General features: G+C 64.2%; 24 protein-coding genes and 2 pseudogenes. 17 read left to right on the top strand and 9 right to left on the bottom strand.

The window, feature by feature from the left end; genetic code table 11:
* Positions 1–75: 75 nt before the first annotated feature.
* A pseudogene (locus Q0877_RS02740) lies at positions 76–324 on the top strand (transposase); the annotation flags it as partial.
* Between the two features lie 238 nt (positions 325–562).
* Here Q0877_RS02740 and Q0877_RS02735 read toward each other — a convergent pair.
* Complete coding sequence (locus tag Q0877_RS02735; RefSeq protein ID WP_299165561.1) at positions 563–1177, bottom strand: Mu transposase domain-containing protein; 615 nt, start codon at positions 1175–1177, stop codon at positions 563–565.
* A 36-nt stretch (positions 1178–1213) separates the two neighbouring features.
* On the opposite strand from Q0877_RS02735, the gene Q0877_RS02730 reads away from it, so the two are divergent.
* Complete coding sequence (locus Q0877_RS02730) at positions 1214–1387, top strand: hypothetical protein (protein ID WP_299165560.1); 174 nt, start codon at positions 1214–1216, stop codon at positions 1385–1387.
* Here the strand turns inward: Q0877_RS02730 and Q0877_RS02725 are convergent.
* Both Q0877_RS02725 and Q0877_RS02720 read right to left on the bottom strand, forming a co-directional pair.
* Positions 1372–1911, bottom strand: coding sequence for a DDE-type integrase/transposase/recombinase (locus tag Q0877_RS02725; protein WP_299165559.1), 540 nt, complete (start codon positions 1909–1911; stop codon positions 1372–1374). The two genes, Q0877_RS02730 and Q0877_RS02725, sit on opposite strands and share 16 nt — an antisense overlap.
* Positions 1868–2158 carry a hypothetical protein gene (locus Q0877_RS02720; protein ID WP_299165558.1) on the bottom strand — a complete coding sequence of 97 codons (291 nt, stop codon included), beginning with the start codon at positions 2156–2158 and terminating at the stop codon, positions 1868–1870. Before Q0877_RS02720 ends, Q0877_RS02725 begins: the two co-directional genes overlap by 44 nt.
* Positions 2159–2711: 553 nt before the next feature.
* On the opposite strand from Q0877_RS02720, the pseudogene Q0877_RS02715 reads away from it, so the two are divergent.
* Positions 2712–3190 (top strand): annotated as a pseudogene (locus Q0877_RS02715) (integrase core domain-containing protein); the annotation flags it as partial.
* Positions 3191–3192: 2 nt separating this feature from the next.
* Here Q0877_RS02715 and Q0877_RS02710 read toward each other — a convergent pair.
* The 3 genes from Q0877_RS02710 to Q0877_RS02700 form a co-directional block, all read right to left on the bottom strand.
* Positions 3193–4503, bottom strand: a complete 1311-nt coding sequence (locus Q0877_RS02710) for a UDP-glucose/GDP-mannose dehydrogenase family protein (protein ID WP_299165591.1) — start codon at positions 4501–4503, stop codon at positions 3193–3195.
* A 110-nt stretch (positions 4504–4613) separates the two neighbouring features.
* Positions 4614–5066: a VanZ family protein gene (locus tag Q0877_RS02705; RefSeq protein WP_299165557.1), complete on the bottom strand. Its 453-nt coding sequence runs from the start codon at positions 5064–5066 to the stop codon at positions 4614–4616.
* Complete coding sequence (locus tag Q0877_RS02700; protein ID WP_299165556.1) at positions 5063–5638, bottom strand: low molecular weight phosphatase family protein; 576 nt, start codon at positions 5636–5638, stop codon at positions 5063–5065. Before Q0877_RS02700 ends, Q0877_RS02705 begins: the two co-directional genes overlap by 4 nt.
* Before the next feature lie 293 nt (positions 5639–5931).
* On the opposite strand from Q0877_RS02700, the gene Q0877_RS02695 reads away from it, so the two are divergent.
* The 11 genes from Q0877_RS02695 (at position 5932) to Q0877_RS02645 (ending at position 19084) form a co-directional block, all read left to right on the top strand.
* The gene (locus Q0877_RS02695; protein WP_299165555.1) at positions 5932–6576 is read left to right on the top strand and encodes a 50S ribosomal protein L25/general stress protein Ctc; all 645 of its coding nucleotides are present in this window, start codon (positions 5932–5934) and stop codon (positions 6574–6576) included.
* Positions 6577–6586: 10 nt separating this feature from the next.
* Positions 6587–7174, top strand: a complete 588-nt coding sequence (gene pth / locus Q0877_RS02690) for an aminoacyl-tRNA hydrolase (RefSeq protein WP_299165554.1) — start codon at positions 6587–6589, stop codon at positions 7172–7174.
* Between the two features lie 298 nt (positions 7175–7472).
* Positions 7473–10139 (top strand): LuxR C-terminal-related transcriptional regulator, encoded by a 2667-nt coding sequence (locus Q0877_RS02685; RefSeq protein ID WP_299165552.1) that lies wholly within the window; start codon positions 7473–7475, stop codon positions 10137–10139.
* A 7-nt stretch (positions 10140–10146) separates the two neighbouring features.
* Positions 10147–12843 carry a helix-turn-helix transcriptional regulator gene (locus tag Q0877_RS02680; RefSeq protein ID WP_299165551.1) on the top strand — a complete coding sequence of 899 codons (2697 nt, stop codon included), beginning with the start codon at positions 10147–10149 and terminating at the stop codon, positions 12841–12843.
* Between the two features lie 251 nt (positions 12844–13094).
* Positions 13095–13466, top strand: a complete 372-nt coding sequence (locus tag Q0877_RS02675; RefSeq protein WP_299165550.1) for a hypothetical protein — start codon at positions 13095–13097, stop codon at positions 13464–13466.
* Positions 13467–13547: 81 nt separating this feature from the next.
* Entirely contained in the window at positions 13548–13958 is a 411-nt protein-coding gene (locus Q0877_RS02670; RefSeq protein WP_299165549.1) for a four-helix bundle copper-binding protein, read from the top strand.
* A gap of 271 nt (positions 13959–14229) precedes the next feature.
* On the top strand, positions 14230–14559 hold the full coding sequence (locus tag Q0877_RS02665; protein WP_299165548.1) for a heavy-metal-associated domain-containing protein: 330 nt from the start codon (positions 14230–14232) through the stop codon (positions 14557–14559).
* Positions 14560–14818: 259 nt separating this feature from the next.
* Positions 14819–16789 carry a heavy metal translocating P-type ATPase gene (locus Q0877_RS02660; protein ID WP_299165590.1) on the top strand — a complete coding sequence of 657 codons (1971 nt, stop codon included), beginning with the start codon at positions 14819–14821 and terminating at the stop codon, positions 16787–16789.
* Positions 16790–16867: 78 nt separating this feature from the next.
* Positions 16868–17341, top strand: a complete 474-nt coding sequence (locus Q0877_RS02655) for a hypothetical protein (RefSeq protein WP_299165547.1) — start codon at positions 16868–16870, stop codon at positions 17339–17341.
* Between the two features lie 107 nt (positions 17342–17448).
* The gene (locus Q0877_RS02650; RefSeq protein ID WP_299165546.1) at positions 17449–18102 is read left to right on the top strand and encodes a DUF305 domain-containing protein; all 654 of its coding nucleotides are present in this window, start codon (positions 17449–17451) and stop codon (positions 18100–18102) included.
* A gap of 76 nt (positions 18103–18178) precedes the next feature.
* Positions 18179–19084: a F510_1955 family glycosylhydrolase gene (locus tag Q0877_RS02645; protein ID WP_367182111.1), complete on the top strand. Its 906-nt coding sequence runs from the start codon at positions 18179–18181 to the stop codon at positions 19082–19084.
* Positions 19085–19148: 64 nt separating this feature from the next.
* On the opposite strand, the gene Q0877_RS02640 is transcribed toward Q0877_RS02645, so the two are convergent.
* The 3 genes from Q0877_RS02640 to arsB form a co-directional block, all read right to left on the bottom strand.
* A complete protein-coding gene (locus Q0877_RS02640; protein WP_299165545.1) occupies positions 19149–20522 on the bottom strand; it encodes an NAD(P)-binding domain-containing protein in 1374 nt (457 codons plus the stop codon).
* A gap of 89 nt (positions 20523–20611) precedes the next feature.
* Positions 20612–21034, bottom strand: a complete 423-nt coding sequence (locus Q0877_RS02635; RefSeq protein WP_299165544.1) for an arsenate reductase ArsC — start codon at positions 21032–21034, stop codon at positions 20612–20614.
* A 22-nt stretch (positions 21035–21056) separates the two neighbouring features.
* The gene (gene arsB / locus Q0877_RS02630; protein ID WP_299165543.1) at positions 21057–22157 is read right to left on the bottom strand and encodes an ACR3 family arsenite efflux transporter; all 1101 of its coding nucleotides are present in this window, start codon (positions 22155–22157) and stop codon (positions 21057–21059) included.
* 86 nt (positions 22158–22243) lie between these two features.
* Between arsB and Q0877_RS02625 the strand changes: the two genes are divergently transcribed.
* From Q0877_RS02625 to sufU, 3 genes are all read left to right on the top strand, one after another.
* Entirely contained in the window at positions 22244–22594 is a 351-nt protein-coding gene (locus tag Q0877_RS02625) for a metalloregulator ArsR/SmtB family transcription factor (RefSeq protein WP_299165542.1), read from the top strand.
* A 138-nt stretch (positions 22595–22732) separates the two neighbouring features.
* Positions 22733–24049 carry an aminotransferase class V-fold PLP-dependent enzyme gene (locus tag Q0877_RS02620; RefSeq protein WP_299165540.1) on the top strand — a complete coding sequence of 439 codons (1317 nt, stop codon included), beginning with the start codon at positions 22733–22735 and terminating at the stop codon, positions 24047–24049.
* A complete protein-coding gene (gene sufU / locus Q0877_RS02615) occupies positions 24046–24522 on the top strand; it encodes a Fe-S cluster assembly sulfur transfer protein SufU (RefSeq protein ID WP_299165539.1) in 477 nt (158 codons plus the stop codon). Before Q0877_RS02620 ends, sufU begins: the two co-directional genes overlap by 4 nt.
* Positions 24523–24579 lie beyond the last annotated feature (57 nt).

Genomic DNA, 24579 nt, shown 5'->3' with positions numbered 1-24579 from the left:
TCTGCGTGTACTTCTTACGCTCGGGCATCTAAGTGAGGGCTCCTAACAAGCTGTCTCACAAAACCATACGGCCGCACTGCGAACTCAGCCTGGCTCGTGGCCGCGGTCATGGCTTACAACCTCACACGAACCGCCGGAATCCTCGCCGCCGGACCGTTCGAGAAAGCCCGCACCGCAACGATCCGCCGCAAACTCATCAACATCCCAGCCAGAATCGCCACCAGCGCCCGGAAAATACGCCTGCACCTGCCCCAAGCCTGGCCTTGGCAGGAAGCATGGCAAAAACTCTTCACCAGCGTCCACGCACCACCCGCCGCGACGTAAGAAACAACCACAGGCCGCAAAAACGGCCCGATCAGGAACACCAGTGGAACAACACCGGCAGCAAGGCCGCACGATCAGCCCTGCCCAAGAACCAGAACTCCGTCGCGTCCCGGAAACCAATCACAATCAACAGCCAATCGGTGGATCAAGGCTTAGTCGGTGATCAGCTCCTCGAACCGGGTCGCCAGGTGAGCGATGCGCAGGGCACGGAACTTTTCGTGGTCAATGCTGGTGAACATCAGGCTCCTGCCCCCTGCCCGCCGAGCTGGTAGTGGGCAGCGGAGCGCACATGCACCGCGCTGCCGGCGCCGCTAACCGGTTTTTGTGTGACCGCCGCCGGTATTGGGGGTTTCTGCCGTTTGCTATCGGAATCGATGGTGGCCATGATCCGCTTGATCGTGCTGTAACTGCCGACGTCCTGCCCATTGTTGAGCAACACCTGGAAGGCGGCTTCCAGGCGCTGCTTGTTGCGTTTACTCAGGGTCTCCAGAATGTTCTGGCAATCCAGATACGCCTGTGCCTCTATCGCGTGCCGGTCAAGAGTCTGCTCGATGACCTTCCCGATGGCCGGGCCGAAGCCCCTAGCCCGATCCAGGAACCACTGTCTGGACCACAGCCCGTCGATGTTCTGTTGCTGCTCGGGGGCATGGGCCGCCTCGGTGGAATACTGTCCCTTCCGGCCCTGCCGGCGCAGATGTTGGCAAAGGACCTGGTCCCCGTCGAACACTGTCACCGTCGTTGACGTGATGCGCACCCGTAACAGCTGCCCGGCATAGATGTGTAGGGCACCGAGTAATGCTGAGTCGCAGCTGACGTGATAATTCCGCCCGACCTTCAGCTGCTTCCACTCCACGGTGTCGAACCCCTCGGCCGGAAGAGGATGCAGCAGGTGGGCTTCCTCCGCCGCGAATCGTTCCCACCGGGTGCTGCCATCGGCACGCCGGATCTTCTCGTTGATCTCGACAAGCCGGTCCGCGATCGCGGCGTTGAGGTCATCGACGACAGTCTAGACTTCTTCGGCCAGATAGCCAATCACACGCTTGTTGATCACCTGCACCGCTGATTCCACGGCAGCCTTGTCGCGGGGTTTGCGCACCAGGGCAGGGATAATCCCTGTTGAGTAGTGATCCGCCAACTGCTGATACCTGGCGTTGACCACACGGGCTGCGTCGCCCTGCTTCTGACGATGAGTGGCCGTCGTAGGTTGTCGGGGACGACCAGTTGCGGGCCACCGCCGAAGAACTCGAACGCGGCCACGTGAGCGGCGATCCACGCCGGGGACTTCATATCAGTGAATCCCCGGCAGAACACCGCCCCGGAATACGACAGCACCGCGACAAACAGATAAAGCCTGGTCACCTCACCGGTGACCGCGTCCACCACCTCGAGTGCGTCCCCGGCCCAGTCCACCAGCATCGCCCGACCCGGCTCATGACGCAGAGTCGCCACAACATCCTTCACACGGGCATGCTCGGCGAACAAAGCGCAGTACTGCGAGTATCCATACTTCTTTCCGCCCCCTCCCGTCTCGGAAGCGAGGTACTTACCCCACGCCTGCTGGACGGTGAAGTGCCGGTTCGCTTTCATCGCCGCCAGCACAGGACCGAAATTCGGCTGCGCGTAACCTTTCCGAGACCTGCTTACGGCCATCGGGAAACAACCCGGCTATCTCCGCCGGAGTCATCGAGCTCACCTGCCCTGCGGTGAAGCCATAAGCGGCAATGGTCTTCTTCACCGACGCCACCTCACGGCGGGAGCACCTCGCAGCGGCAACGATCTCGTCATAACTGTGTCCGGCGATCGCCAGCGTCATGATCACCTTGTAGTCGGCCATACTGCCCCTTCACATAGGAAGAGACGACGCCCAGCGCGCCGCCCCACCCACAGCACCCCGAACACAAGAGGCAGTACCAACTCGCCGGAATCAAAGTACCAAATAGCCGGACTACCGGTACCAACTCACCCTATTTGCCAGGATGGCGCGGGGTACTCTTCGGGTGCTTTTTATGACGCCGTTGATCGCTTCGGTGGGCCCGTTGGAGACGCCGTTCGTGTAGGAGTAGCCAGGATTGCGCTTTTCATTGTCGGAGGGTTCGTCCCGGATGGTATTTGGCGTACCCTTGGATCGGCCCAACGCCGTTGCCTTGATCCCGGCGGGGAAGCCATCTCCTTGCATCTTTGAGCCAGTCCGCGTAGGCCTTCCTGGAGCGGCCCTCAACCAGGTCGAGCCGTCTCGCATGCACGACCCTGTCTGCATCGAGGGTGTAGTCCACAATCCCGGTGACCATCTCGGAATGGGGCACCCCCGGTATGAGACTAGACGTGTTCATCAACCCCGAGCGCAACCACCCGGTGCAACCAACCGGTAGCGGTGCTGCGGCGGGTCGCTAGGACATGCCGCCGGCCGCCGAAACCGGCGTCCCGGAACCGGGTACGCCTACCTTCGCTACGCGGTCGGTGACCATTCACGGCTGGCGTACTCGGAAATACTCGGCGATGAGAAGAAGGAAACTGCTGCCGCGTTCTGGTTGCGGGCGGTCGCGTTCTTCGCCGCGCACGGAATCACAGTCAAAGCCGTGCTCACCGACAACGGAGCCTGCTACCGCTCTCGAGCATTCACCGCTGCCCTGGGCTCGCAGATCAAGCACCGCCAGACCCGCCCCCTACCGGCCGCAACCAACGGCAAAGAGAACGCTTCAACCGCACGCTCGCGTCCGAGTGGGCCTATGCTCGGCCCTGCATCTCAGAAACCGAACGCGCCGCCTCCTACAAGAACTGATTACACCACTACAATCATCACCGAACCCATACCGGCATCGGAGGCAAAACCCCCATCAGCCGCGTTCACAATCTCAGTGAGACCTAAAGTTAGCGCCCCATTCCTTTGTAATTCCAGCCGCTCTCTTGCCATCGCGTTTTTTCGAGCGCATTTCGTCCATCAAGGACATTACGATCCGCTACTGTAGTTCCGGCAGCCTTCGGATCCAGATTGACAAACTCTGGCCATTCAGTCAGCAAGAGCACAGCGTGAGCGCCGCTGAGGGCAGCCTCAACGTTACGTTCGAAATGTAGCTCCGGGAACCTGCGGCGGGCGTTGTCGATTGCTTCCGGATCTGTAACCGTCACATCGGCGCCTTGCAGTTGAAGCTGTGCTGCAATGCTCAGGGCAGGAGAGTCGCGTACATCGTCGCTATTCGGTTTGAAAGCGGCTCCGAGCACGGTGATGCGCTTGCCAATCAGCGAACCGCCACAGAGAACGCGAGTTAACTCGACCGTCCGCGAGCGCCGACGCATGTTGATCGCATCGACTTCACGGAGGAAGGTGAGGGCCTGGTCAGCGCCCAGCTCGCCCGCACGTGCCATGAAAGCGCGAATATCCTTCGGTAAACAACCGCCGCCGAAACCGATGCCGGCGTTGAGGAACTTGCGACCAATGCGATCGTCCATGCCGATCGCGTCCGCCAGCAGGGTGACGTCGGCACCGGCGGCCTCACACAGCTCCGCCATTGCGTTAATGAAGGAAATCTTGGTTGCAAGGAAGCTGTTCGCTGCCGTTTTTACCAGTTCGGCAGTCGAGTAATCCATGACCAGACGAGGAGTGCCCTCGGACAAGGACGCCGCGTAGACCTCGTCCAAGGCCTTAGCAGCTCGCTCACCCGCGGCACCTTCCGGGACGCCGTACACAAATCGATCAGGGTGAAGCGTGTCCTTGACTGCGTGACCCTCGCGCAGGAACTCTGGATTCCAGGCGAGGATCGCTTCGGGTGCCGTTTCCATGTATTCGTCCGCAAGGCGCGATGCCGTACCAACCGGAACGGTGGATTTACCAACCACCACGTCACCCGCGCTGAGGTGTGGGGCAAGGCCGGCGAAGGCGGCGTCGACGTAGCGTAGGTCGGCGGCATATTCGCCTTTTCGCTGAGGAGTCCCGACACAGATGAAGTGCACCGCGGAGCCCGCGGCGTCAGCCATGCTTGTGCTGAACTTCAGCCGACCGGAATCCAGCGAAGCCTGCAGGAGGTCGGGTAACCCGGGTTCGAAGAAGGGGGCATGCCCCACAGAGAGCTCGTCGATCTTTTTCGGATCAACATCAATGCCGACTACTTCGTGGCCAAGCTTCGCCATAGACGCTGCGTGGACGGCGCCAAGGTAGCCGCATCCGATTACGGAAATGCGCATAAGTAACCCTTCCCCCAAAACTCCCCGGTGATTCCCCGCCGGCTGACTAATCGCCTCATGGACGCGGGTGTTCTAGTAGAGGATACCGGGAGGCTTTGCGTGAACGCGATTCAGCACCGTTCCAGGTCATCGTCGTTACGGTATGCCCAGCCATACACGACCACTGTGCCGATCGCTGTACCGAAAGCGTTAGCCAGTACATCCCGCGGTGTCGCTACTCGCTCGGGGCGGAAGAGTTCCTGACCCAGCTCGATACACATCGATGCCAAAATGCCCGCAGGCAATGCAAGCCACGCCCGCCGCAGCGGCAGAAACGCAGCCACCAAAATTCCGAATGGGATGAAAAGCAGCACGTTGGCGCCCGACTCGATGAGGCTGTAGTCGAACCAGCCAGGTGCGCCGTGCCGGTGCAGGAAGCGCAGAACTCGAACGATGAAACTTGAGGCGCCCTCGTCGACGGGAGACGGCCAGAATGCAATCAGTGAGAGCACCAGCAGATAAGTGGCCAGCAGCGCGGTGAGGAAGCGCCGTCGTCGTAATGACATAGGGGGTTGCGCTGTCACCGGTGGTTGTATTCCCAGTCCACCAGCGTCTTCACGGCCGGCACCAGCTCGCGGACCATCTGCTGGTAGACCGAGTCGTCGCGGCGGTAGGGGTCCACCACATCGTCGTGGCTCGGGTCCGACGGGTGCACGGTGCGTGCACGCACCACCTTCGGCAGGATCGCGCGCCAGCGGTGCGGGCCGTCGAGGGACGGGTCACCTTCCAGGGTGTCGATGAGACGGGCGAATTCGCGCAGGGTGAAGGTCTTGCGCAGCAGTGACGGCGCCATCTCGATCACGCGGCCGCGGTGCTCGCGGGTCAGGGCGAGGACCAGGTCCTTGCCCTCCAAAATGCGTTCCTCCAGCTGGCGGGCACGGAAGTTCTCGGAGTCGCCGTCGAACACGTGTACAAAGCCGGCCACCTGCGCGTCCATGGGGTAGTCCACCAGGGCGCCAGTGCCCGCACTTGAAATCTCGAACTCGCCGGGAGCGATTCTCTCGAACGCGCTCTGCAGCAGGCGCTCCACCATCGGAGATCGGCAGACATTGCCGGTGCACACAGCAAGAATGCGAAACGGAGTATCCGTTGTCATGGCCCCAATTCCTGACAGGTCCTAACCGGGCGCGGAGAGTCGCCGGCAGCAGTGTACGAGACTGTGTACTGAGCCTACCTGCCGCCGGCGCCGGAACTACGTATGTTTCTGCATGCGGTAAGATGGTCTGCGATGCCTAGGCGAGGGAGAGGCTGGTAATTCCAGAATCCTCTCCGTTATCGACGGTGGCTGGCGGCTTTCCTGAAGTACGCGCACACGCTGCGCAGGGATGGTGCTGGGCTTTCGTCAATCGCACGGTACGCCCGGAAGACCACACACATTCAGGAGACATCATGTCCGAGCAGAAGATCGCCGCAGAACTGCGCACCGATTTCGGTAAGGGCGCTGCCCGCCAGGCACGCCGCGCCAATAAGATCCCCGCCGTCATCTACGGTCACGGCGCCGACCCCATCCACGTGCTGCTGCCCGCCAAGGCCACCACTCTGGCAGTCCGGCACGCCAACGCGCTCCTCAGCATTGACGTCGACGGCGAAGCGCACCTCGCGCTTGCCAAGGACGTCCAGCGCAACCCGCTCAAGCAGATCGTCGAGCATCTCGACCTGCTGACCGTGCGCAGCGGCGAGAAGGTCACCGTTGAGGTCAACATCCACGTTGAGGGCGAACCCAAGCCGGGCGTTGTCACCAACCTCGAGCAGACCACCGTGTCGGTTGAAGCCGACGCAACCCACCTGCCCGAGTCCCTCACCGTCAACCTCGACGGCCACGGCGTGGGCGACCACGTCTACGCCTCGGACATCCGCCTCCCCAAGGGCACCACCCTGCTGACCGATGGAGAGACGCTGATCATCAACGTTTCCTCGCCGGTTGTCGAGGACCTTGGCGAGACCGCAACCGAGACCGGCGTTGACTCCGACGGCGGCGAAGCCACCACCGAGGAAGCTACCGGCGATGTGGCTCCGGAAGTCGTCGAAAAGTAGTACCCCCTCGGTGTCTGACAACACCTGGCTAATAGCCGGGCTCGGAAACCCCGGGCCCGGCTATTCCGGCAACCGGCACAACGTGGGCCAGATGGTCCTCGACGTGCTCGGTGCGCGGCTGGGTGGCAAGTTCGGCACTTCGAAAGCACACGCCGTCGTACTCGAAGGCCGTCTGGGAATCGGCGGGCCGCGCCTGGTCTTGGCCAAGCCGCTCACCTACATGAACCTCACGGGCGGGCCCGTTTCGCAGTTGGCGAAGTTCTACGGGATCGAGCCGGACCATGTGGTGGCGGTGCACGACGAGATCGACATCCCCTTCAATACGATCAAGCTGAAGATCGGTGGGGGAGAAGGCGGCCACAACGGCCTCCGCGACATTTCCAAGGCGCTCGGCACCAAGGATTACCTGCGGGTGCGCGTCGGAGTGGGCCGCCCGCCGGGCCGGCAGGAAGCAGCCGACTACGTGCTTCGCGACTTCAGCACCACCGAGAAGAAGGACCTCCCCATCCTGTTGGAGGAGGCGGCTGACGCCGTCGAAAGCGTTGTCCTCGACGGTTTGCTGACCACCCAGCAGAAGTTTCATTCTGCAGGTAAATAGCGGTAAACTGAATCCGCAGTTCTGAACAGGACTGCATGGCCTGATGGCCCCAAAAGCGGGGGCCGACGTTGGGCGGCCTCTGAGACTGGGCCACCCCCATCCCAACGTCGGTCCCTTTTTGTGCCCGGATTCGGCGCAGTCCGGCTTCGTTGAGCGATCAAGGAAATAATGGGTGCCTTATCGCCTGATCCGGCGTAGTCTAGTGGCCTAGCGCACGACGTGTTGGGGCGGACATAATGAGTAAATGCGTGATGTCCGGTGTGAACAATGACCTGTTGACACCGCCGATCGATACCGTATGGCCACCAGGCCGGATGGCTCGAAGAGGGACGTGGCGATGCTGAACGTCCACGGTGAGTGGCCGATGGTGGGCCGCGATACGGAACTCGAGGACATCCGCGATGCCCTGCTGGACAGCAGCTGCCGCGGTGTAATCCTCACCGGCCCGTCGGGGGTGGGCAAGACCGCCCTGGCACAGCGCATGGCGCGCCAACTCGAAGACTCGTTTGAACTCGTATACGTCCGCGGCTCAGCACTCGCATCAAAAATGCCTTACGGCGCCCTCAGCTTTGTTCTCAGCGATCTCGACGACGCGATCGTGGACAACCCCCTGATGCTGCTGCGCGGACTCCAGGAGCTCTACCAACGGCGCGACGACGGCCGGCAGACCCTGATTCTGGCTGACAATCTGGAGGAACTCGACAGCTCCTCCGCCATGGCCCTGACCCACCTGGTGCGCGTGAACGCGGTCAAGCTCATCGCTATCTGCCAGTCGATCGACGCCTCACCGGAGGAGTTCGGGGACCTCTGGAAGGACGGGGCGCTGCGCCGCATCGACGTTGCGCCGCTCGGACTCGCCTCGACCACGCAGCTACTGTCCGCTGCTCTCGATGCCCCGGTGTCCCGCTCAGCTGCCGCCAGCATGTGGCACACGACCGGCGGCAACCCACTCTTCCTCCAGGCCCTCACCCGTGAGCAGGTCGACTCCGGTGAAATGCTGGAGCGCGACGGCGTGTGGGTGGCTCAACCGCTTTCGGCACCCAAGACGCGGCGGTCGATGACCGACTGGATCATGGTCCGCCTGCGTCGGATGCCCGACGGCGAACGCGAGGCGCTGGAGCTGATCTCGATCGTCGGAGCGATCCCGCTCGATTTCCTGCTGCGCTTCGTCCAGTCGTCAGCCGTCGATGCGCTGCAGCAGAAAAAGCTCATTTTCATCGAGCGCCGGGAGGTTCCCCTGGTGCGGGTTGCCAACGGGCTCGTAAGCGAAGTGGTCCGCACCCAGGTGCCGCTGGGCCGGGGACGCGAACTGATGCGCGCCCTCGCACTCGAAGCCCGGCAGTGGGACATCCCCTCGATCGCCCGCATGACCTTCGCCTCCTGGTGTATCGACTCCGGTGCGGAGATCGGCGCCGAAAGCCTCATCAACGCGGCCTGCCTCGCCAACCGGCACCGTCAGGGAGCCCTCGCCCTCCGGTTCATCCACGCCATCCCCAACTACTCCGCGTTCCCGCAGGCTGTTCTCGAGGAAGCAAAGGCAATGGGCGTCGAGGGAGACCTCGCCGGCGGCCTCACGGTCCTCGACCAGTTCCTCAAGACACACGCCGCACCCGACCTTGAAGACTGGGTGGAAGTTCGGCTGCTGCAGTGCCGGCTGCTCATGCGGAGCACCGTACGGTACGCGGAGGCTGACCCGCTGCTTGCCGAAGTTCGGGAGCGGCTCTCGGTGCATGCCGCCTCTGAGGATGTCGCAAGCCTGGTCCGGGAAGCCGATGAGCTGGCGGCCGAGCTCGCTGTCTACAACGGCCGGTATGCCGAGCTCCTGGAGGAATCCGAAGACCTCCTCACCGACCACGCGTGGGAACAACAGAACCAGGCAATGGTGGGCTGGCTTGCCGAAGCGCTTGCCATGACCGGACGGCAGGACGACGCCATCCGGTTGGTCTCGTCGGTACTGTCCCGGCTGATGGACAGCGGCAGCGACACGCTCCTGCAGGAGGCCGCCGTCGCACGGCTCTTCAAGCTCATGGTCCTCTCCGGCCGGTGGCAGGAGTGCATCGAGATGGCGGCGTCGCCGTCAAATCACGGAAAGGAAAGTGCCTACGACGGCTCAGCCTCCGAGTTCGCCGAGGGCTGCCTGCTGGCGTACGCGGGCCGCGGGTCCGAGGCGTTGGACAAGCTGCTCCCGGCGCTCAGCCAGATGCGCGTCCGGGACCGGCAGCACACCCTTCCCGTTGCCGAGGCGACCACCGCCTACGCCTACGCTCTGGCGGGTGAGGCCCGCGCGTCGCAGGAGCACCTGCAACGCGCCGAACACCGGATCGAACGGCTCTCCTGGCACACCGGACGAGCTGCCGAGTACTTCGCGACGCTGGCAACCATCGCCACCAAGGCGCCCATCGAAGTGGCTGAACGGATGCTGCAGCTCGCCGACGAGGACCGCGCCATGGGCAACCACGGCCACGAACTGATGTTCCTGTGCCAGAGCGTGCAGCTGGGACTCGAATCGGCAGCCGACCGGCTGGTCTCCTCAGCCCTCGCCTCGCAGGGGCCGTTCGCGGAGGTCTGCGCGCTCTATGGGAAGGGAATCGCCTCGAAGGACACGCACCAGCTCCTGCTCGCCGCGCAGAAGGCGTTGGAACTCGGCAACTACCGGCTGGCCGCAGATGCTGCGCGGCTGGCAGCCCAACTGGCCCAGGACAGCGGTGAACAGGTCACCGTCGCGGAGGCAGAGAAAGTGCTGCGCGACGTCGGAGCTCCAGGGGTTGCGGGACGCCGCGGCGCACTGGACTCGCTGACCGACCGGGAACGCAACATCGCGGTGCTGGTGGCCCAGGGCCGCACCAACCGTGACATTGCCGAGGTCATGTGCGTTTCGGTGCGGACCATCGAAGGCCACGTCTACCGGCTCTACTCGAAACTCGGAGTGTCCTCACGCAGCCAACTCGCTCTGCTGCTGGAATAGCCGGCTTATGGGGGAACATACTGAAGGCGGCCAGGAGCTGGTGGGCCGCCAAGATCTCATTGAAGAGATCGCTTCGGCGCTGACCGGGACCCAGTACCTCGGCGCCATCCTGGTGGGGGAGGCCGGCGTCGGCAAGACCGCGCTCGCCAAAGCCGTTGCCAGGGAACTGGACGGCAGCGTTGCCGTGCTGCCGATCTCCGCCAGCCCGTCACTGCGGAAAGTGCCCTTCGGGGCGCTCTCGCCGTATCTGCACTCCCTGTCAATCAACGACGTCGGATCCTCCGTTGCGGTGTACCGCAGCATCATGGCGCACCTGGAATCGAGCTCCAGCGGCAGCAAAAAGATGCCGCTGTTCCTGGTGGACGATTCCCATGAACTCGATGACAGCACCAGCGTGCTGCTCTCCCAGCTGATTGCGGGTAGGCGGGCGCACGTGCTGGCCCTGGCGCGCAATGCGCCCGGTCCGACGTCGGAATTTGGCGCAATGCATCAGGACGGTCTTCTGCGCCGCTACGAGGTGCGGCCACTCAACCACGGGGAGGTGCATGAGCTCTGCCGGCGGGAACTCGGCGGAGACGTGCTGGCGAGCGTCAGTTCAACCCTGGCCCAGATGTCCGGCGGGAACCCCATGTTCCTGCTGGCCCTCCTGCGGCAGGGGAAGCGCTCCGGCTACCTGGGCGTGCGGAACAAGGTGTGGCGCCTGGTCGGTCCAGCGCCGCCGCTGGATGTCAGCCTCGTGGATCTGATCAAGGTCCGGTTCCGGCGGCGGACGCAGGAGGAAATGGCTGTGCTCGAGACGCTCGCGCTCGCCGAACCCATGCCGCTCGACGCCCTGGTGCGCTGCTCCGACGGCGCGGCCGCCACGGCGCTGCAGGAAGACGGCCTGATTACGGTGGCGGGTGACCGGGAACGGCTGGTCACTCTCAGCCACCCCCTCTACGGGGAGGTGATCCGCCAGGACGTGCCCGCAGGGCGCAGCCTTTCAATCCGCCGGAAGGTGCTGGAGGTTCTGGATCAGGACTCCACGACCGCCGACGGCTTCCTGCGCTTCGTGACGTGGGGGCTTGACTGCGGAATGCCGCCGGAGGACAAGACGCTGCTGCGCGCTGCTGTGGTCGCCAACCGCTTGCATGACGCCGACTTCGCTCTCCGTGCGGCGCGCGCCGTGCATACTCCGGCGCTCCGCGGAGGCGCGCTCGTGGAAATTGCGCGCGCGCAGCTGACCCGCGGGAACCTTGCGTACGCCCGCGAGATCGTCGACGAAGTGCTCGACGAGGCCACCACCCTCACCCTCACCAAGGAAGCTTCGCTGCTATCCGCGATGCTGCGGGTGCACGAACAGAACGCGCCCGAGGCGATCCGGGCCGACGTCGTGCGCTGGGAAAAGATTGTCGACCGGATTTCAGCGACTCGTGGGGCACCGGATGATCCGAAGGTGCAGGCCGGTATCGGGGTTTCCCGCAACGGCTACCGCATCCTGGAAAGCTTTGCCCTGAATTACGAGGGCAGGTTCCGGGATGCGGAGGTCATCCTGCGGGGGGTGCTTGTCGATCAGTTCTGCACCGATGAGGTTCGGCTCGGAGGCCTCGCGCTGTTGGGGGAGGCCCTCGGCTCCACCGGTAGAGCCCTTGAGGGTACGCGTGCCACCGCTGAGGCGCTGCAGATCATCGAGGAACACGGGCACAAGTTCGTGGGGCACTCTGAGTTCGTCATCACCCGCCATTTCGTCTCCATGGCGCATGCCGGGCTGTGGGACGAGATCGAGGAACTGCTGGACACAATGGTCCGGAGCAAGGCTAGCGGCCCCCAGGCTTTCACGGGCATCATCGAGCTGTCCGAAGGGCTCATCGCGCTCCGCAAGGGCCTGATGGGAAGCGCGCGTACCGCGTTGATTCTCGGCGTGGAGGGACTGCGGGAATCCGACTCGAACCAGCTCATGCCGATGGCCCTGGGCCTGGCGGCATTTGCATGCACCATGGTGGGGGACACCGGGCGTGCCCGCGGGTACGCGTCGGAGTTCGAGGCCACCGCGGGCATCGGCACCCGGCAGGCGCGGCTCCTCGGCACGGTCCACGTGGTCGCCGCCAACGCACTGTTCCATGGGGCGGCCCGGAGCATCGAGGAACTGCACGTGCTGGCGAAGCAGGCTGAAGCTGACGGCATGACCGTACTTGCCGCCGTCGCGCTTGAACTTGCCGGCAGGCTGGGAGACGAGCGCTGCTTCGAAGCGATGGCGCGGATCACTTCCTCCTTCGAAGGGCCGGAAGGCGCAGTGCTGACGGCGATGGCCCGCGCTGCCGCGCACAAGGACCCGGCCGCGTTGATCGACGCCGCCGACCTGGCGCAGTCCTGCGGCTACCTGCTGATTGCCGCCGAGTGCCTGGGCAAGGCCGTGAAATATCTGTCCCAGCGCGGGGAGGAGCACAAGTCCCGGACGGTGCAGCAGCGGCTGAACACGATTGTCGGACAGCTCGAGGGTCTGCAGAGCCCGCAGTTCGAGGAAGTGCGCTCCACGTCAAAGCTCACGCAGCGCGAGATGGACATTGCCCGGCTGGCCGGGAAGGGCTACTCCAACCGGGAGATCGCCGAAGCGCAGGGCGTCTCCGTCCGGACTGTTGAAGGGCACCTGTACCGAATCTTCGCGAAGCTCGGAATCACGCGGCGGGATGAGCTGCCGGGGGCCGATTCTTCGAGTATCGGCTGAGTACCCCACGCGCTGCGAATCGGGTACCTGCTACTCGTGTTTGGAGTAGGTAGTTTTCCTAGAGTTGTCAGTGGAGCCGGCGACGTCGAAGCCTTCCCCAGACTAAGGCTCGTCCCCAGCCGTCGTCGGCTCCATCTACATGCTGGTCAGTATGCTTAGCTTTCGCTAGGGTGGGTTGGAAACCGCTCAGCAGACCGGAAGGCAGCGCGATCTCAGGCCCGGCACATCGTAGAACGGCCGCCGTCATACGCATGATGGTGCAGGCAGTGCTGACCTTCTCGCTCCTGGTCGCGTTCACAACCTCCGCTGCTGCAGCGTTGTGCCTGCAGATGGACCATGGCGCTGCCGCGGCGGGGATGAGCTCGGTCTCCGCGGACCTGTCCGCGCCAACGGGCTCGCCGTTAACGAAGGCGTGCTGTTATCAGCAGTCCGGCACTCCGGACGCTGTCACAGCGACACAGCGGGCTTTGCCCATCGAGCAGAGCGCTGCACTTTCCACACTGAAAGCCCCATTGAGGGCTTTTGATGCCGGGCAGCCACCGCCCGGCATGTTCGTTCCCGCGCTGGAAAAACGCGACCACCTGACTCCGTCACTGACTGCCCTGTCGATCAGTCGGACATAAATCTCCTCCTCCGCGCGCACCGACTCGTCTCAGGTGCGCATCAGTGACGTGCACCAAACAAACCAAAATGAGGAGAAACCAATGACACACCACGTGACGTCCATGCTCGATGCCTACCCGAAGGACCTTGGAGGAGTCGACAAGGAGAAGCTTGCCGAGTGCATCCAGGCCTGCTTTGAATGTGCCCAGACCTGCTCGGCGTGCGCAGACGCGTGCCTCAGTGAGGACATGGTAGCCGAGCTGACGAAGTGCATCAGAACCAACCTGGACTGCGCTGATCTTTGCGCGACCACCGGCAACATCCTGGCCCGCCACACCGGGTACGACGCGAACCTCACCCGCGCCGTGCTTGAGGCCTGCCGTACAGCATGCAAGGCCTGCGCTGATGAGTGCGAGCAGCATGCCGGCATGCACGACCATTGCCGGATCTGCGCCGAAGCATGCCGCCGTTGCGAGAAGGCGTGCGAGGAGCTGCTGGCATCAATGGGTTAGGGGGCCTTGCAGGAGGCCGAAGCGCACACTCAAGGCAGTGCGTTTCGGCCTTCCGCACCCGCGTTGAGGGAAGTCGTGTGAATCTCGTTGGCCTTGACGCATACCCCTAGGGGGTATATCCTCGGTGTTACCAGAGCGGGAAGTCCGAGCCCACGAGTGGGACGCTTACTCCTTGAAGGTCTTTCGAAGGCGCCTGTAGCCGGGCTCGATAGTCACTGGTTCGTGCAGTCGCCGATTCTCAAATAACCACCCTTCCTGTTTGGAGATTCCTATGTGCGGCACAACTTCTTCTGATCTGACGCTGACTGACAAGTCGTCCTCCGGCTGCGCGTGCTGCGCGACCCAGGAGACCCCGGAACAGTCCGTTCCTGCCGCGGCCGACGACGTCACCGCCAATTTCGCCGTGACCGGCATGACGTGTGGGTCCTGCGCGTCCCGGGTCACCTCAGCCATCAGCGCCATCGGCGAGGTCAAGGACGTACGGATCGACCTCGTGTCGGGCGGGGCCTCAACGGTCACCGTCCTCAGCAACCAGCCCGTTCCTGCGGAAGCAGTACGCTCCGCCGTGGAACAGGCCGGCTATCAGCTCATCAACGCCTGACTTTTCCAGGTCCGGGATCTCGATCCCGTGAGACCGAAGGAGAATCATCATGAAACACCAGACACACGGTCCAGCCAATGCCGGCACTGGAAACTCCGACACCGGAGATTCCGACACCCACGGCCAGGCCATGCCCACAAGTGAGCCGGCCTCGGCACTGGACGCCGACCAGCACGAAGGCCACGGTGCCCCTCCAGGGAGCACGGACGCTAACCATGAGGTGCACGAGCATGGTCAGCATGCCGGGCACTCCACCGCAATGTTCAAGAACAGGTTCTGGATCAGCCTGATCCTGACTGTTCCGGTTGTCCTGTTCAGCCATATGTTCGCAATGATCGTCGGTTACACGCCGCCGGAGTTTCCCGGTTCAACGTGGATCTCGCCGATCCTGGGCACCGTCATCTTCATCTATGGAGGTGCACCGTTCCTCAAGGGCGGCATCACCGAACTGAAATCCCGCCAGCCGGGCATGATGCTGTTGATCGCGATGGCGATCAGCGTCGCATTCGTCGCGTCCTGGATCACGACCCTCGGTATCGGGAATTTCAACCTCGATTTCTGGTGGGAACTGGCCCTGCTGGTGGTCATCATGCTGCTGGGCCACTGGATGGAGATGCGTGCGCTCGGCTCAGCTGCGGGAGCCCTTGACGCGTTGGCTGCACTGCTGCCGGATGAGGCGGACAAGGTCACCGACACCGGCATCGAATCAGTGCCGGTGAGCGCCCTGGCGCGTGACGACGTCGTACTGGTCCGCTCGGGGGCCCGGGTTCCAGCGGATGGCGAGATTGTCGACGGTGCGGCGGAGTTCGACGAGTCGATGATCACTGGTGAGTCGCGGACCGTTTCCCGCGCTGTCGGCGAAACGGTGGTTGCGGGCACGGTGGCGACCGACAACGCAGTGCGGGTGAGGGTCACCGCCGTCGGCTCCGACACCACCCTGGCGGGCATTCAGCGACTGGTGGCCGAGGCGCAGGCGTCTTCGTCCAGGGCGCAGGCGCTCGCCGACCGTGCAGCAGCCCTGCTCTTCTACTTCGCCCTGATCGCCGGCATTCTCACCTTCATTGCCTGGTTGCTGCTGGGAAGCCCGAATGATGCGGTGATCCGCACCGTGACGGTGCTCGTGATTGCCTGCCCCCATGCCCTCGGGCTGGCAATCCCGCTGGTGATTGCGATCTCTACTGAGCGCGCGGCCAAAGGCGGGGTGCTGATCAAGAACCGGATGGCCTTGGAGCGGATGAGGACCATCGACGTCGTCCTGTTCGACAAGACCGGCACGCTGACCGAAGGGCGCCACGCTGTGACGGCTGCCGCCACGACCGGCGGAGTTGAAGAGGCGGAGATGCTGGCTCTGGCTGCGGCCGCCGAATCCGACAGCGAGCACCCGGTCGCACGGGCCATCGTCCAGGCAGCGGCTGATAACCCGGACGCTGCACGGTTCGCCTACCGCGGCAGCGGGTTCTCTTCCATGACCGGACGCGGGGTCCGGGCAACGGTGGATGGTTCCGAGGTTGCCGTGGGTGGGCCGAACATGCTCAAGGAACTGGACCTGCAAACGCCGTCGGACATGGCCGGCGCCATCAAGGAATGGGTGAACCGCGGAGCTTCGGTGCTGCACGTAGTCCGGGACGGCGCAATCATCGGCGCCATGCGTCTCGAGGACCGCGTGCGTGACGAGTCCCGCGCAGCCGTCAAAGCCCTGCAGGCCCGCGGAGTGAAGGTTGCCATGATTACCGGCGACGCACGCCAGGTCGCCGATGCTGTCGGCGCCGAGCTGGGGATCGATGAGGTCTTCGCCGACGTGCTGCCGCAGGACAAGGACTCCAAGGTTGCCGAGCTGCAGTCGCGCGGCCTGAAGGTGGCGATGGTGGGGGACGGGGTGAACGATGCCCCCGCGCTGGCCCGCTCGGAAGTAGGGATCGCGATCGGAGCCGGCACCGACGTCGCCATGGAGTCTGCCGGCGTCGTGCTCGCCGGAAATGATCCCCGCTCGGTGCTGGCGATGATCGACCTGTCCAGGGCCAGTTATCGGAAGATGATCCAGAACCTGGTGTGGGCTACCGGGTACAACATCCTCGCAGTCCCGTTGGCGGCAGGCGTGCTCGCCTTCGCCGGATTCGTGCTTTCACCGGCTGCGGGCGCGGTGTTGATGAGCGTATCGACAATCGTGGTTGCGCTGAACGCGCAGCTCCTGCGCAGGATCGACCTAAGCCCTGAGCGAATCACCACCTGACGGGCGGCCGGCGTCTTCCAGAATTGGAGGAGGGCGCCGGTGGTTCGTACCATGGGAACTGAGAAGAAAGGCATAACGGTGAGCGGCAACATTCAGGCGAGAGCACTCCTCGGGTCTCCGCGCGCCGTCGTGAGCTTCCTCGGGATCAGCGCCGTGATCGTCGGAATTCTCGCCATGCATGTCTGGATGGGCGGTCACGGACCCACAGCGCGCGGCGCAACGCCGCCGGCCCCGGCCGCCGTGATGGTCACCGAACTTTCCGGCGCTGGCGAGAGCGGGCATGCTGTAGCGCCGTCGAGTGCCTCGGTCGCCGGCAGCGGATCCGATACCGGCGATTCCACGCACGGCTGCGCCGGCACCTGCGGGGACGACGGGATGGCGCTGGGGCTGTGCGTCCTGGCGCTGCTGGTTGTCACGGCGCTGGCGCTCCTGCTCCCGGCAGGAAGGGCCGTGCCCGGCGCAGTGCTGCTGCGGGGCCCACCCCGGATTGTCCTTCGACCGCTCGCCATACCAACGCCATCACTGATCCGGCTCTGTATCAGCCGTGTCTGATCCCGGTGCCCCGCCGTCTGCCCTCGTTAACGGGGCCGCACTCGGCAAAGTCATGCCCCTCACCGGGGCGTTTCCAGCACCCCAATGAACAAAAGGATCAGATTCCAATGAAGCGTTACCTTTCCCTTGCTGCCCTCAGCGTTGCCGCCGTCGTCGCCCTTGCAGGGTGTGGCGGCGATACGGACACCGGAGCCCCGGTGAGCGATGCGCCGGCATCCGCCGGAGCTACGCCATCCGAAGGCTCAGCCGGAAACTCGTCACCCAGCAGTTCCGTCTCCGAGGAGCACAACGAGGCGGATGTCATGTTCGCCCAGATGATGATTCCCCACCACCAACAGGCCGTCGAGATGAGCGATGTCATGCTCGCCAAAGAAGACGTCAGCGCCGAAGTGACCGACCTGGCAACCAGGATCAAGGAAGCGCAGGCGCCTGAGATTGAAACCATGACCGGCTGGCTGGAAGCGTGGGGCGAACCCGTGGCGGTCGAATCCATGGAGGGCCACGACATGGGCTCCATGGGCGGAGGCATGGACGGGATGATGAGCGAGGACCAGATGGCTGAGCTTGAAGCCGCAGAGGGCGAAGAGGCAGCCCGGATGTTCCTCGAGTCCATGACCGCCCACCACAACGGTGCTGTCGCCATGGCGCAGGAAGAAATCGAGAACGGTGAGAACCCGGACGCTATAGCGCTGGCCGAGGCGATCGTTGAGGCCCAGGAGGCCGAGATCGAGGAAATGGAACAGCTGCTCGGCGAGCTCTGATGCGACAGGCAGCATGATTCTCAGGGAGGGCCGGACGCCGGCCCTCCCTTCCTCCCCCAGTACTAAGGAATTTTCGGTGTCTCACAGCCTCCTCCACCAACACTCTCGTCTCTTTACCTCACCTGAGCCGCGCCTACGGTGGGCCGCGCGCCCGGCTGCCATCGCCGTCGCCGTGCTGGCCCTGGCAGCCTGCTCACCGGCAGACCCGGCTGCCGAAACGTCCACTACTCCTCCGGATTACCCGACCGGTCATGTGCACGGCATGAGTGTGGACCCCGGCACCAACCGGGTGCTTCTGGCTACCCATGACGGACTGTTCGACGTGTCGCAGTCGCCGGCGGTCCGGATAGGACCGGTGATCGACCTCATGGGCTTCACCACCGGAGCTAACGGCGAGTTCTACGCGTCCGGACATCCGGGTCCCGGCACAGACCTTCCCGAACCCGTTGGGCTGATCCGGTCCACCGACCAGGGCAAGACCTGGGAGGAGCTGTCCGAACAGGGGGAGTCCGACTTCCATGCGCTCGCCGCCACCGACGGCGGGATTGTGGCGTTCGACGGCCAACTGCGGACCAGCGAAGACGGGATGGCATGGGAACCCGTCGGGCAACAGATCCAGGCCTTCAACCTGGCGGCGACCTCACGGGACAGCGTTGTGTTGGCGACCACCGAGGAGGGGCTGCAGCGGTCCACCGACAATGGCGCAACGTGGGCGGCGGTTCCCGATGCACCGCTCCTGATGCTCACCGCACTGTCGGAGGGACGCGCCGCAGGCATCACCCCCGACGGTGTCGTATACACCAGCGACGACGCAGGCCTGACCTGGGTTGAAGGGGGAACCGCTCCGGGACAGGCAGCGGCGATCGCCGTCCGAGTGATCGACGACTCCGCCCTCCGGATCTGGATCGCCACCGAAGACAGCGTCCAGGTGTCCAACGACAATGGGCAGACCTTCGCGGACCTCCGTTCGAACCACCAGTAACCGGGCCTTTCGGTTTGCTACCTCATAGGGCCTGGTGCCTTACACCGGGCCCTATGAGGTCAGTTCACCGTGCTGGCGCGGAGCGGCCGTGAGCCAGTCCGGTCGGGATGCCGATGAGGACCGGTTCCGGCGTCCCGCAGCAGGAAGATCCGGTATCCACAGCGGGTGCCGGGGCGTCGCAGCTGGTGCCCGCGCCTGAGGAGCAGACCCCCGTCTCCGGCAGTACCAGGTGCACCGTGTCCGCGGCTTCCCGGTCTCCGGCCAACGCGGCAGCGACGGAGCGCACCTGTTCGTAGCCGGTGGCCAGGAGGAAGGTCGGTGCCCGGCCATAGGACTTCATGCCGACGATGTAGAAGTCCTGATCGGGGTGGGCCAGCAGCTTCGCGCCGTGCGGTGCGACGGTGCCACAGGAATGGAATTCCGGGTCGATGAGCGGGCCTAGCTCACGCGGTGCGTCCACTGCAGGGTCCAGTTCGAGGCGCAGCTCCTGCAGAATGTTTAGGTCGGGCCGGAACCCGGTGCAGGGCACGACGACGTGGGCCAGCACTGTGCGGCCGTCCACCGACTCCACGGTGACGCCGGTTGTTCCGTCGGAAAGTGCTTTGATGCCGAAGCCGGTGTGCAGTTCGATGGTTCCTGCTTCAACGAGGCGACGCAGCCGTGAGCCGAGCTGGCCGCGGGCGGGCAGCCCATCCAAATCTCCACCGCCGTAGACCTTTTGTGCGGAGGCGCCGCGGATTGCCCAGAGGATCCGGGTGTCGGGTTCGTCCTTGGCCAGTTCGCTGAGGCTGATCAACGTATTCGCCGCGGAATGGCCGGCTCCGATGACCAGGACGCGCCGTCCGGCGAAAGTCTGCCGGTTCCTGTCCTTGACGTCCGGCAGCGGAGAGGAGATCCGGCCGGCGGCAGTAACTTCACCCACGGCTGGCAGACCGGAGACGCCCAGCGGGTTGGGCGTGGACCACGTGCCGGAGGCATCAATCACCCCTGCGACAACGTGGTCACTGGTTTGTCCATCAGCGTGCTCGACCCGGACCAGGAAGGGCGTGTTCTCGCGATTCTTCGTGTGGGTTTTATCCATTCCCTGGCGGGTGACCGCGGTGACCCGGGCGCCGGTGTGCAGGCGGGAACTGATCGCTGGGATAGCGGCCAGCGGCGTCAGGTACGCATCGATCAGTTCGCCGCCGTAAGGGAGCGCCGTGGGCCGTGGAATCTCCCAGCCGGTGGACTGCAACAACCGCGCTGCGGCGGCGTCGATGTTGTACCGCCAGGGGGAGAACAGGCGGATGTGGCGCCACTGCTCAATAGCGGCACCAGCGGCGGGCCCGGCCTCGAAGATAACCGGTTCCAGGCCTTGTTCGAGTAGGTGCGCGGCGGCGGCCAGCCCGATGGGTCCGGCACCGATTACGGCTACCGGAAGGTTCGTCAGCGAATCCATGGTGTCCTCTTTCAGCAATGGGATGGGCGAGCAATGCGGATGATCAGCTGTTCGGTGCTCACCGGCGGTCTCCTCGATACCCGGGTGGGTTACTTGCCGGCGGGGGCCAGGGACTCGATGAGTCCTTCGATGCGGGACTTGATCTCGTCGCGGATCGGGCGGACCGATTCCACGCCCTTGCCGGCCGGGTCTTCGAGGACCCAGTCCTCGTAGCGCTTCCCGGGGAAGTACGGGCACTCGTCGCCGCAACCCATGGTGATGACGACGTCGGACTCCTTGACTGCCTCGGTAGTGAGGACCTTCGGGATCTCGCTGGACATGTCGATGCCGACCTCGGCCATGGCTTCGACCGCGGATGGGTTGATTTTGTCAGCGGGCTGGGATCCGGCGGAACGAACCTCGATGGCGCCCTCGGAAAGGGTGGTGAGGAAGGCTGCGGCCATCTGGGACCGGCCGGCGTTGTGGACACAGACGAAGAGGACTGAGGGTTTCTTGGCGGCTTGTGTAGTCATGAGGGGCTCCTGGATGGGGAAGTCAGTTAGCGGACAGAGGGAAGGAGGTGAAGAAGCGTTTCCGGGCCCAGAGGGCAACGTAGACCATCGCTACGAGGACCGGAACTTCGATGAGCGGCCCGACGACGCCGGCCAGTGCCTGCCCGGAGGTGACGCCGAAGGTGCCGATCGCTACCGCGATGGCCAGTTCGAAGTTGTTGCCTGCGGCGGTGAAGGCGAGCGTCGTCGTCCTTGCATAACCGAGGTTCAGCCACTTGCCGGTGAGCATGCCGGCCGCGAAGACCACCAGGAAGTACACCAGCAGTGGCAGGGCGATGCGTGCGACGTCGAGCGGGCGGGCCGTGATGGTTTCACCCTGCAGCGCGAACAGCAACGCAATCGTGAACAGCAATCCGTAGAGCGCCCACGGACCGAGCCTGGGCAGAAGCGTGTTCTCGTACCAGTCCCGACCCTTGGCCTTCTCGCCGAGCGTCCGGGTGAGGAATCCGGCCAACAGTGGGATGCCCAGGAAGATTAGGACCGACACGGTGATGGCCCAGAAGGAGAAGTCGGCGCTGGTGGTGGACAGGCCCAGCCAAGCCGGAAGGACCTGGAGGTAGAACCAGCCGAGAGCGCCGAAGGCGATGACCTGGAAGACGGAGTTGATGAACACCAGTACTGCTGCGGCTTCGCGGTCGCCGCAGGCGAGGTCATTCCAGATCATGACCATCGCGATGCAGCGGGCGAGACCGACAATAATCAGGCCGGTGCGGTACTCGGGCAGGTCCGGCAGGAAGATCCACGCCAGGGCGAACATGAACGCCGGCGCGGCAAGCCAGTTGATCACCAGCGATGCGATCATCAGTTTCCGGTCGGCGATCACCCTGTGGGTCTGGTCGTAGCGGACCTTGGCCAGGACCGGGTACATCATGACCAGCAGACCAATGCCGATGGGCAGGGAGACCTCGCCGATCTTCACCGCCTCAAGTGCAATGTTCAGCCCCGGGATGAGCGATCCCAGCATCAGGCCAAGGACCATGGCGGCGATAATCCACACCGGAAGAAGCCGGTCCAGGGTGGACAGCTTGCCAACAACGGCAGCATCGGACTCCGATGAGGGTAGTGAATCAGTCTGGGTGCTCACGAAGCTCCTGAAGTAAATTGATGAGGATCGATATGAGTATCACCAGTAATATCGATCATTGTCAATCTAGGTGCATAATGGGATGCATGAACACTGCACAAACACTCGAACCCGCCCTTGATGCTTCGTGCTGCCTCCCCTCCGAGCAGCCGGCTATAAGCGTCGAGGATGCGCAGCAGCGGGCCTTGGTGTTCAAAGCCCTGGCCGATCCGAACCGGTTGCGGTTGCTGTCGATTGTGAAGGCAGGCGAGTCGGGCGAGTCCTGTGTTTGTGACCTGACCGAACCCCTGGACCTCGGCCAACCGACGGTCTCGCACCACCTGAAGATCCTGGTTGAGGCCGGTCTCCTGCACAGGGAGAAGCGGGGGACCTGGGCCTACTACTCGCTCGTTCCGGGCGCCCTGGACAAGGTTGCAGGGCTGGTTACCGGTCTCTAAGCGTGAGGCGCAGCGTCGTCAAACGGGGAACCGCGGAACGGCCAACCTGCGATGGACTGCTTCATAGGACCGTCTCTCAGCTGGGCGAGTGCTTCGGCCGTAGAATGGGTACCGCACATTCGCCGTCGAGGGAGTTCCATGCCCATCCTGTCAGCACCGTCCCACCCGCTCGCCAACGACGAAGTGGCCCGCATCCGCAACGACTTCCCGCTGCTCGCCAACGAGCTGAACGGTCGGCCGCTGATCTACCTCGACTCCGGGGCAACCTCGCAGAACCCGGTCAGCGTGATGGAAGCCGAGCAGGAGTACTACGAGCAGCGCAACGCCGCCGTGCACCGCGGAGCACACACCCTCGCGGTCGAAGCCACTGACGCCTACGAGAACGCCCGCTCGCTGGTTGCGTCCTTCGTAGGTGCCTCGCCGGAGGAGATCATCTTCACCTCCAACGCCACGGAGGCCCTGAACCTCGTGGCCTACAGCCTCTCGAACGCCTCTTCCGGACGCGGCGGGGAGGCTGCTCGTCCGTATGCGTTGGGACCCGGTGACTCGATTGTGGTCACCGAGATGGAACACCACGCCAACCTGATCCCGTGGCAGGAACTTGCCGCGCGCACCGGCGCTTCCCTGCGTTACATTCCAGTCGACGACGACGGCGCTCTCCGCCTCGAGGAGGCCGCCGCCGTGATTGACGGCAGCACCAAGCTGCTCGCGTTCACGCATGTGTCCAATGTGCTCGGGACCATCAATCCGGTGGCCGAGCTGGTAGCACTGGCCCGCAAGGTGGGGGCGCTGACCGTCCTCGATGCGTGCCAGTCGGTGCCGCACCTGCCGATCGATGTTACTGAGCTTGACGTCGACTTCATGGCGTTCTCGGGCCACAAGATGCTCGGCCCCACCGGGATCGGGGCGCTGTACGGTCGGTCGAAGCACCTGCGGGCCATGCCGCCGTTCCTCACGGGCGGTTCGATGATCACCACCGTCACCATGGAACGCGCCGAGTACCTGCCGCCGCCGTCCCGGTTCGAGGCCGGCACGCAGCGCATCTCGCAAGCGGTGGCCCTGGGCTCGGCCGTGAACTACCTGGCGGAAACCGGCATGGCCCGTATCGAGGAGTGGGAGAGGCTGCTGGGGGAGCGGCTGGTGGCCGGCCTTGAGGCGGTCGAGGGAATCCGGGTGCTCGGTCCGCGCTCCGGCCAGCCGAGAATCGGGCTGGCGAGCTTCGATGTGGACGGCGTGCACGCCCACGATGTCGGCCAGTACCTCGCCTCCCGGGGAATCGCCGTCCGCGTGGGTCACCACTGCGCGCAGCCGCTGCACCGGCGGCTCGGGCTGACGGCGTCCACCCGGGCGAGCACCTACCTGTACAACACCACCGATGAGGTTGATGCGTTCCTCACCGCCGTCACCGAGGTTCGCTCGTTCTTCGGGGCTTCCGCAATCGGAGGATCGGTATGAGCAGCGAACTCGAAAGCCTCTACCAGCAGATCATCCTCGACCACGCCAAGAGGCGGGTGGGGCAGGGATCGGTCGATCCGTCGTCGGGCGCTGGTTCTGAGCTTGCGGCAGGTTGCTCCACCGGCGAATCCCACCAGCTAAACCCGATTTGCGGCGACGAGGTGACCCTGCGGGTGTGGCTCGCCGACTCGCGGATCGAGCGCGTGGCGTGGGAGGGAGCAGGCTGTGCGATCTCCATGGCGTCGGCGTCCGTCCTCACCGAACTGGTCAGCGGAAGCACCCGCGACGACATGATGGAGCAGCTGGACTGCTTCCGCGAGCTGATGCGCTCGCGGGGAACTGTGGTTCCCGACGAGGAAGTGCTCGGCGATGCGGCCGCATTCGCCGGCGTCTCCCGCTTTCCGGCGCGCGTGAAGTGCGCCATGCTCGCCTGGGTTGCCCTGGAGGAAGCGGTCCTCGCGGCCAACTCGTGAGCCACCCTTCCTCTGAACAGTTAGCTCTGGCTATTGGCTCTGTTGCTGCCGGTTTCT

This window comes from uncultured Arthrobacter sp., from assembly GCF_947495145.1.
GTDB lineage: Bacteria > Actinomycetota > Actinomycetes > Actinomycetales > Micrococcaceae > Arthrobacter_D.
This window is presented reverse-complemented; position numbering and strand designations above follow the sequence as displayed.

Excerpts from the sequence above, each read along its gene's own strand:
- Q0877_RS02725 (WP_299165559.1), bottom strand. The coding sequence starts at position 1,911 with ATGAAAGCGAACCGGCACTTCACCGTCCAGCAGGCGTGGGGTAAGTAC.
- Q0877_RS02720 (WP_299165558.1), bottom strand. The coding sequence starts at position 2,158 with ATGGCCGACTACAAGGTGATCATGACGCTGGCGATCGCCGGACACAGT.
- Q0877_RS02710 (WP_299165591.1), bottom strand. The coding sequence starts at position 4,503 with ATGCGCATTTCCGTAATCGGATGCGGCTACCTTGGCGCCGTCCACGCA.
- Q0877_RS02700 (WP_299165556.1), bottom strand. The coding sequence starts at position 5,638 with ATGACAACGGATACTCCGTTTCGCATTCTTGCTGTGTGCACCGGCAAT.
- Q0877_RS02695 (WP_299165555.1), top strand. The coding sequence starts at position 5,932 with ATGTCCGAGCAGAAGATCGCCGCAGAACTGCGCACCGATTTCGGTAAG.
- Q0877_RS02685 (WP_299165552.1), top strand. The coding sequence starts at position 7,473 with ATGGCCACCAGGCCGGATGGCTCGAAGAGGGACGTGGCGATGCTGAAC.
- Q0877_RS02680 (WP_299165551.1), top strand. The coding sequence starts at position 10,147 with ATGGGGGAACATACTGAAGGCGGCCAGGAGCTGGTGGGCCGCCAAGAT.
- Q0877_RS02675 (WP_299165550.1), top strand. The coding sequence starts at position 13,095 with ATGATGGTGCAGGCAGTGCTGACCTTCTCGCTCCTGGTCGCGTTCACA.
- Q0877_RS02670 (WP_299165549.1), top strand. The coding sequence starts at position 13,548 with ATGACACACCACGTGACGTCCATGCTCGATGCCTACCCGAAGGACCTT.
- Q0877_RS02665 (WP_299165548.1), top strand. The coding sequence starts at position 14,230 with ATGTGCGGCACAACTTCTTCTGATCTGACGCTGACTGACAAGTCGTCC.
- Q0877_RS02660 (WP_299165590.1), top strand. The coding sequence starts at position 14,819 with ATGTTCAAGAACAGGTTCTGGATCAGCCTGATCCTGACTGTTCCGGTT.
- Q0877_RS02650 (WP_299165546.1), top strand. The coding sequence starts at position 17,449 with ATGAAGCGTTACCTTTCCCTTGCTGCCCTCAGCGTTGCCGCCGTCGTC.
- Q0877_RS02640 (WP_299165545.1), bottom strand. The coding sequence starts at position 20,522 with ATGGATTCGCTGACGAACCTTCCGGTAGCCGTAATCGGTGCCGGACCC.
- Q0877_RS02635 (WP_299165544.1), bottom strand. The coding sequence starts at position 21,034 with ATGACTACACAAGCCGCCAAGAAACCCTCAGTCCTCTTCGTCTGTGTC.
- Q0877_RS02625 (WP_299165542.1), top strand. The coding sequence starts at position 22,244 with ATGAACACTGCACAAACACTCGAACCCGCCCTTGATGCTTCGTGCTGC.
- Q0877_RS02620 (WP_299165540.1), top strand. The coding sequence starts at position 22,733 with ATGCCCATCCTGTCAGCACCGTCCCACCCGCTCGCCAACGACGAAGTG.
- sufU (WP_299165539.1), top strand. The coding sequence starts at position 24,046 with ATGAGCAGCGAACTCGAAAGCCTCTACCAGCAGATCATCCTCGACCAC.